Annotated in this window: 5 protein-coding genes and 1 pseudogene; all 6 read right to left on the reverse strand. The window is 53.6% G+C overall.

Annotation, left to right across the window (positions count from 1 at the left end; translation table 11 throughout):
- On the reverse strand, positions 1 to 1407 hold a 1407-nt coding region (locus NZ823_17595; GenBank protein ID MCS6806943.1), incomplete at its 3' end, for an ABC transporter permease.
- A gap of 71 nt (positions 1408 to 1478) precedes the next feature.
- Positions 1479 to 2153, reverse strand: a complete 675-nt coding sequence (locus NZ823_17600) for a peroxiredoxin family protein (protein ID MCS6806944.1) — start codon at positions 2151 to 2153, stop codon at positions 1479 to 1481.
- A 281-nt stretch (positions 2154 to 2434) separates the two neighbouring features.
- Positions 2435 to 2527 (reverse strand): annotated as a pseudogene (locus NZ823_17605) (IS5/IS1182 family transposase).
- Between the two features lie 699 nt (positions 2528 to 3226).
- Positions 3227 to 5035: a hypothetical protein gene (locus tag NZ823_17610; GenBank protein ID MCS6806945.1), complete on the reverse strand. Its 1809-nt coding sequence runs from the start codon at positions 5033 to 5035 to the stop codon at positions 3227 to 3229.
- 9 nt (positions 5036 to 5044) lie between these two features.
- Positions 5045 to 6523 (reverse strand): hypothetical protein, encoded by a 1479-nt coding sequence (locus tag NZ823_17615; GenBank protein MCS6806946.1) that lies wholly within the window; start codon positions 6521 to 6523, stop codon positions 5045 to 5047.
- Between the two features lie 152 nt (positions 6524 to 6675).
- Positions 6676 to 7167 (reverse strand): hypothetical protein, encoded by a 492-nt coding sequence (locus NZ823_17620; protein ID MCS6806947.1) that lies wholly within the window; start codon positions 7165 to 7167, stop codon positions 6676 to 6678.
- Positions 7168 to 7493 lie beyond the last annotated feature (326 nt).

The raw sequence follows: 7493 nt of genomic DNA on the forward strand, positions 1-7493 counted from the left end.
ACCTCCTTGGCTTTGTCTACTTGATGGCCTGGCTGCGGCAAGCGGGTGACCGAGTCCCCTTGGCCGCCCTGCTCTAACACCCCGTGTCAACAGAAAACTCTTGCCCGTCGCATTCCCGAGCACGTTATTTGAAACGATTACAACCATCACGAGGATTTGACGGAAGCGCAGGCGGAATCCCGTCATCGCTCTTGCGCCTCCTTGTTTCAGTAACTCAACCGGACTTGGCGTGAACGCCTGAATGGCTGGGGCCACGCCAACAAAAATTCCTGCCAGCAGCGATACACCAAGAGCAAAGCCAAGCACGACGGGGCTGACGTGGACCTCCGCTAGTCGGGGAACATCTCTCGGCCCGACGGCTCGCACAACCTCTGCGCCCCAATGCGCCACCACGATGCTTAGCGAACCACTCACAACGGCCAGTAATACAGCTTCGGTTAGTAGTTGGCGCATAACGCGCCAGGGCGTTGCCCCCAAGCAAAGACGAATCGCAAGCTCTTGTTGCCGGGTGACAGCTCGTGCCAGCATCAAGTTGGCGGAATTGGCGCAAGCTGTAAGCAAGAGAAACCCTGCTCCGGCCAAGAGCGCCAACAGTGCTGGTCGAAAGTTTTCCACTAGCGCCTCTTGCAATGGGATAACTTGGACACCCGAGCCAAATTGAACCTGCGATGCGGCATAGGTCTCCTCCAACCGCCTAAAGAGTGTGTGGAGCTCTGAACGGGCCTGTGTCAGGCTAATTTCAGGGCGCAGGCGGCCAACTAGCGTGTGCCGAAGAGCCGTGGGCCAATTGCTCTGCTCGTCATCTCCTAAATAGAGAGAACCCCCGCCAACAGCCCGAGGGACCCACACGTCTGTTTGTCCAGGGTACCCAAAGCCGGCTGGCATGATACCGACAATCGTATGCCTGATGCCATCTAGCGTGATGTCGCGTCCGATGATGTTAGGGTCATGACCAAAATTCTGCTTCCACAGACGATCACTCACGAGCGCGACTTGGTTCTTACCGAGTATTTCATCATCAGCGATGAAGGGACGCCCTCGTTGGGGAGATATTTCAAAGACCGAGAAGAAACTGGCCGAGACCATCGCCGCCGACACCCGTGTCGGCCACTCGCCTTCACCCAAATTGACACCTCCTGAGCGATACTCACAGAGGCTTGCCAATGCCCGGCTCTGACTCCACCAGTCCAGCGAATCGCCATCGGGCGGCGCCGGCGCACCAATCATCACCAAGCGATCAGGGTTCCGCAGTGGAAGCGGCTGAAGGATCACACCATAGAAAACTGTGAATATCGTCGCGGTTCCGCTGATTCCCAAAGTGAGCACCAGCACTATGGTCAAAGTGAAACCAGGGTTTCTGCGGAAGGTTCTCAGCCCGTACTGTAGGTCCTGCAAAACGGTTCTCATCACTCTCCTGAAGGGTTTGTTTTCACTTGTTTCCAAACCTCAGTTCGCCAAGTGCCCAAGAAGCGACTGCCCTAAAGCTTAGCCCACTGACCACCTTCATTACAACGCCATCGGTGGTTTCCAATCTTTATAACGGCTCCCACTGAATAAACAAGCCCATCGCGAATGCAATACCCGCAACTTGAGAAAGAACTCGCGCCCTCATTCAACTCCTTCGAGGGTAAACCAGGAAGCGCAATGCCAAAATAAGCCTCCACTTCGCGTTGGGTGCGCCCACCATACGCCCCGATCCAGTTCCTCAGAACCTTGCCCTCAGGTGAGACCACAATGGTTTGTGGCGTTACCCCAAGACCAAGCCTGCCGATAGTGTCAGGCAATAATTCATAAACTGGGAAGTTGAGCTGATGTATATTCAGATATTCTTGCAGCTCAGCTTCGGTCAGTGACAGTCCAATAAAACGGAAAGTGTTTCTGCTGAAGGCCACCAGCGTTTTTATGTTTTCAGTGTTGAGGTCACACCATACGCACGTCGGAGAAAAGATGTAAAGCACCGTTGGCATACTGTAGCCTGCATAGGAAATCGTCTCCTGCTTACCCTTCAGATCTGTGGCCATTACAGGCGGAACAGTCATACCTATTGAAAGAAAGATCGAGTTTCCGGGACTACCAAAGGCATTTTCCAGTTGTCGAACCCTCCATCCTAGATGAACATTCAGAGATAACGAGACTGCCAGGAGCACCAACAAGAATATGTCTCCCTTCTTTCCTCGTTCAGACGAACTTCGGACGACAGAATACACTATCACTCATGACTTTCTCTCCTTCAAAATGGCCGGCCGACAGCTTTGTTGCATAAATCAGAAGGCTTTGTTGCGTAAATCAGAGATGAGAGGAGATTGTTTCGTAAGCCGCAACCGCGAGCCCTCAGGCAGCATAGCTGTCGGGCATACCCAAGTGTGTCATCCGATTCAACGCCGCGCAGCAGACCAACCCATGAGCCGCTTGACTCTCAAAACTTCCGGGCCCCGACCCGCTCGCTAGGGATCATCTTGAAGCGAAAGACTGCCGTTTCCGCCAAACTCCGACGATGGTAGCCACTCTCGCGTTTCCACTCCAGCCCGCCCGACTTGTCGAATCCGACGCAACTGTTCATTTAGTCTGAAAGGCTATTTGATGAGCGGAAATGAATAGCAGGACCCAAGCGGCAGCTTACAATTTTTTTGTGTGCGTATTTGGTGTCCCAAGTTAACCCTGGGATTCTATCTTGAACGGGATAATCCCATTTGTTTTGTAACATGCCAATGAGTAACTTCGAGGATAGTTTTACTACTGAGGCACCGAGCGCATTGAGAAACACCACGATTAGTGAATCTCCCTAGCGCGCAGTGCCTCGGCGGTGAAGTCTGAACAGGTACCACCAAAAGGCTTTTAACCTATCAGCAAGTTGGATCATCCCTCCAAAAACAGTTCCCATCATGGTCTCTGGTGCATCTCTGTCCCCCCGGCATGCTCCTGGCGAATACCTTTCTCCGCCGTAATAGCAGTAACAACCAGTGTTAATTCCTCCTCCAGGATGAGGGAAAATTGGCGTTATAGCGCCATAAGAAGAGGCTGGTGCGAAGAGAGAATAAACGCCAAACGCAGCTACACGTAAACCAATGGCGACTAGCTTTGTCCATAAAACTTGTTGAACCGTAAAGAGCCTCCTAAATGAAGTTGGCTTCACCCTATACTTTTGTGCAACCGCTATACCAAGATTCTATGCGTGAAGCAATGAACCAGCCACCTTACAGGGTAGGAGCTGTGATGACTGCTCACTTTATTCGGCTACCAAGACGGCCCGGCAAGCGGCCAATTGAGCCAACAGCCGGAGCTCGAGTCGGCGAAATTCCAACGCGATGCCCATCGTCCGGGGGAAATCCTGGCGAGCGAGTTTTTGAAAGAGTGCCTCAAACTGAAAAACCGCTGTGGCTCGGACGTTGCTCGGTGTCGCCGGCTTGACTTGGCCATAGACTGAAGCCATTAAGAATCTGGGGTTCCCTTTCTCATCGAACGCGCCATTGATGCTTTTGACCGCTTGACTCAACATCTCAAACGAGCGTGGCGAACCAATCTCCAGATGCACGTCAGTGATCCAGAGGAAGACTTGCCCCTTCTCAACCGAGTCATCCAGCTTCATCGCCTGCTGCTGTGCCTCCACCAGCAAGGGAATGGCGCGCGGCTGTTCGTCTTTCTTCTTGGCTACTGCTCGGGCTACCCAAAATAATCCCCAAGCCCGTTGCGCCGGCTGGTCCAGCTCCCGCGCCAGTTGGGCAGCAGCCTCAACGTCGCCTCGATCGGCGAGCACTTGCACCAACAACTGTTTGGTCTGCTGCTGCACTTGCTGACGCACCTCGCGATTCTCAATGCGCTCGGCAAGCTTCAGCGCATTGTGATAATCTCCCGTACCATACGCCGAGATGGCTGCCTGCGCGTAGTAGGCGTCGCGCCGATTCGGGTCCTTTTCTCGCTCAGCCATACTGAGCAGATTGGCTACATTCGCTTGAGGATTGGCGTTGGCTTCCACCATCTGCCGCTGTTCTTGAGACAGCAGTTTGCTCAGTTGCTCGGCAAGTGAAGTGAGCGTTACCACTGCCTCCACCGTCCCAAATCGTTCAAGCTTGGGTTGCAGTTGCCGCGCCAGAAAAGAAGCGTGCATGGCGAGCTGTTGCCGTTGCCCTGAGGATGAAGGCGCCCGCTCAATCCGTTCCAGCGTGCCCGCGAAAACCTTCAGCGCCAGATCAAAAAGCGGTTGCATCATGGGCGGCGTGAGCGCCGGGACAGCATCGCTCGCGTTGGGCAACGTCCTCAGTTGCAAATCGGGGAAGGCATATACAACCAGCACTTGCAACTCGAAGGTGGTGATGTACGGTTCTTGTAAGAGCAGCGCCAACACGCGCTCAAAGAGCGGACTGGTTCGTGTGGCTCCCAAAGACATTTTCAGCGGAATGAGAATGTTCAGAAGAGGAAGCGACACGATGCCTTCCGCTACACTCTCCTCTGCCAGTTTCAAAGCCCGCTCTGGGTCTTGCGACAGCGTATCTGCTGCGAGGTTGGCCAGTCTATTGGCCCGTGCCGTGCGCTCCTTGATAGTTGCCTTTGGATCATGACGCGATTTGTCAGTCTGCTCGCTGTCCGTTGGTTTGGCTTTCTCCGCTTGGAAGTTAGCCAGCTCTTCGGCAAACTGACGATCATGCCGCATCACCTCTTGGATCACGTCGTGCCGCAGCTCGTTTTGCAGCTCACTGGTCTCGCGCGCAGTCTTTCCCTGAGGCTGATGCTGGGTGATGGCAGTCAGAAGCTGGAGGAATTGCGTCCGGGCCTGCGGCTCATTCAGCTTCCAGAGCAAGCCGGCAGCGCGGGCTTTCAGACGCACCCGCTCGCCGAAATCCTCAATCTTGTCGGTCTCTTGGATAATGGCGCCGAGCATTTGATGAGCCACCTCACGCCACGCTGATTGAGCATCTTTGGGTTGCTCGGCCTTTTGTGCGCCTGATTCCGTTTCCTTCTGAGCGGCCTGCTGCGCCAGCATATCCAGCGGCGTGCTCAAGATGAGATACAGCACAAGGGCATTGGTTAACACTTTCATAATTTACTCCTATAACCAGTTGTCATGGCCTGTAATCTGGGACGCCCGCATCTTGCAGGCTCCAGCACGGCGTGCGCTCCCAGGGTGAAGAGATGCTGTCTCAATCTTATCCTTGTTGGAGAAGGCAAACTTGCCGATGATGATGGGATAAGCTGGAGCTGAGACGGAAAGGGAAGCGCCTACGCCGTATTGAAGAACATCGTTAACTTGGTCCAAAGATCGTGTCACAGGATGGGGGAGACTTTCATAGCAATAGCGCCAGGCGTTGCGCGCCGGATAAGCTGAATCGAAATTGAAGCTCACGTTGACCGGCGCGAGCAGGTCATTGAGCGGCCTCATAGTGCCAAAGATGTCCGTGTGGTCACCCATCACCAACAATGACCTGCCAGTCTCTACAAACTTCCATATACGCTGATGCAATTCCGGCGGAAAAATCTCTGTTGGGCTGATGATCACCAAGACTTGTGCCCGGTCGAGCGTCTCATTCAGCTTCTCTGTTTGTTCGACAATGGTGACATCGAAACCTGCGGCACGAAGGTAATTCGGGAGCAAACCATACATCCCCGAAGCGCCCACGCCGAGCCGGTCGAATGATGGCGTTCCATAGCTAGCGGAAGGCTCCGTGCCGAAGATAACGACTTGGCCTCCCTTGCTTTCTTTTTCCCACCCCTTCACAGCCATATCGTGCGCTCCGACTGACACCACGACAAGGACCGGCGCGAGGAGAACGAACCAAAACCTTGGCTGGCTTTCAACGGCTTCAGGAATATTCATTCGCCCGTAGAGCAAATAGAAAACGCCCGCCCCCAGCGCATAGCATAGAATCTGAGAATTGAAAAGATTCAGACCGGTGTGGGTGTGGTATCGCCAGGGTGGATAGTGCAGGCTGATCAAATTGAAACCTGCAAACAGTACCACCACGGAGACAACTCCCAGCGTCAGCCGCCACAGGCACTTTTCAATCACAAACCGGGCCACGACGTAACAGGCAAAGAGCAGACAGATCCACCAGCCACTCGCCGACGGGCCAGCGATCAACAGATGGTCAACCAGTGCTCCAACCTTTCGTGTCGCGGAGACTGCTCCGTTCAAGCTCAATCTCCAGAACGGTTCGAGCGGATAGAAAAAGGCGAAGATCATTAAATACAAGGCGGCCGTTAGCCCCAAGATGCTCCACTGTGCGGATGCCTCACCCTCAAACCAGGCGCTTAAACCATAGGCAAAGAGACACGCCGCCGCCAACCAGACCAGAGGTGACTCGGCCATGACTCCAGTTATAACGGCTGAAGCCGTGGAAACCAAAGCAAAGAGTCGCTGCCTCTTTGACCAGAGGCTTGCCACGCTTTGCAATGAGGGAAATATCATCAAGAATGCAACGAAGATGATCAGACCACCAACGAGATGATTACTGTCGGAAGCAAAGGCTCCGAGGTTTCCTGTGAAAAAGCAGAGTGCCAGGAGAATTAGCATTGCGATCATCTGCGTCATGTTCCCATCCGGTCGTTTGGTAATTTTTGGGGTCGGTCAGTAACTAATGTCCATTGAGTCGAATCCGCTTGAGGCCTCGCCAGAATGGCCCGTTAGGCTCGGAAAAGCCTTTTTACAAGCTCTGGTGCAGTATAGCCATGCCTCAGGTTATATTATGATCTGGTCTCAGTTCTGCGGCGCGTGATTAGGTTGTGCCAGAGCTTGGCGATGACGTAGAAAATGAGTAACATCACCCCCCAGGTTAGCTCGCGGCTTTTCCTGCCAGGCGGCGCGTGTGTGAGATGCGAGTACACACTAAGGGCAACGAAAATTAAGCCTGAAGGCAGAAGCGTATAAGCAAACCTTCGCGCTTCAGGGATGACTTCGCTCGCGGCAGTTCCAACGACACCTACTGTCGCCACCCCTGAGAAAAAAAGTGTCTCTGCCAAGTCATAGCCATAATCAGTTGAACTTCTAAGCCAAGTGACAATGCCAACTGCGGCCAGAAAACAGCCCAATCCAATGTCAAACCATACCATTATCCTCAGCTTGCCGAGATGCTTCTCAGGATTCATCTTGGCCAGACTACCGAGAACGCCTGTGATCGCCCCCAATACTCCAAGGGAGCTGCCAACAATTGCGCCGACGTAATCTACATCATTCATGATTCCTCCAGCGTGGAGCAGGTGTGATAGAGGGGCATAGGCTAAGATGCTCACACCTCTTACGCTCGACCCTAATGCCACTTCAATTTCCACATCATGCATCCGGAAGTGGACAATCACGACTCACACAGACAGTCGAGGTGCACCTACTATTCAGGCAGTTGCTTTCATTACAACCGCTGGTCGCACAGTGACTGCCAGTGCAGTGACTACCACCACAGTTACTGAGGACGCACAAACTGCCTACGCAAAGGCTACCAAGACAGAGACTATGGAGACAAGCGCTGCCCAAGCATAAACTCCCACTAAAGCTTATGGGGACAACC

Source organism: Blastocatellia bacterium (assembly GCA_025054955.1).
Taxonomy (GTDB): Bacteria; Acidobacteriota; Blastocatellia; order HR10; family J050; genus JANWZE01.